Origin of the sequence: Motilimonas pumila (genome assembly GCF_003596335.1) — a bacterium.
GTDB classification, from domain to species: domain Bacteria; phylum Pseudomonadota; class Gammaproteobacteria; order Enterobacterales; family CBDFNC01; genus Motilimonas; species Motilimonas pumila.
In genome coordinates this window covers 1-511 of record NZ_QZCH01000183.1, presented here as the reverse complement: position 1 = coordinate 511, position 511 = coordinate 1, and the positions used below count along the sequence as shown (strand labels likewise).

At 73.4% G+C, this 511-nt stretch carries 1 protein-coding gene; it reads left to right on the top strand.

Annotated elements, in window-relative coordinates; translation table 11 throughout:
- On the top strand, nucleotides 1-511 hold a 511-nt coding region (locus D1Z90_RS21150; protein WP_147378846.1), incomplete at both ends, for a zinc-binding dehydrogenase.

Below are 511 nucleotides of genomic sequence, written 5' to 3'. Positions count from 1 at the left end.
GCGCTGCCGCTGACCACCATCACCGCCTGGGAGCTGCTGTTCGACCGCCTGCGCGTGCTCGACAACGCCGCCCCCAGCCAAGGCACGCTGCTGGTCGTCGGCGCGGCCGGCGGCGTCGGCCTGGCGGCGGTGGAGCTGGGCAAGGCCGCCGGCGCGCGGGTGATCGCCGCCGCCTCGACCCAGGAGAAGGTCGACCTGGCGATCAGGCACGGCGCCGACGCCGGCGTGGTCTATCCGGCCGGCCCGTTCGACAAGGACGGGGCCAAGGCCCTGGCCGGCCTGTTCAAGGAGGCCTGCGGCCCCGACGGCGCCGACGTGATCTACGACGCGGTCGGTGGCGACTACGCCGAGGCGGCCCTGCGCTCGATCGCCTGGGAAGGCCGTTTCCTGGTCATCGGCTTCCCGGCCGGCATCCCGAAGATCCCGCTGAACCTGACCCTGCTCAAGGGCTGCCAGATCGTCGGCGTGTTCTGGGGCGCCTTCACCGCCCGCGACCCCAAGGCCAACCAGG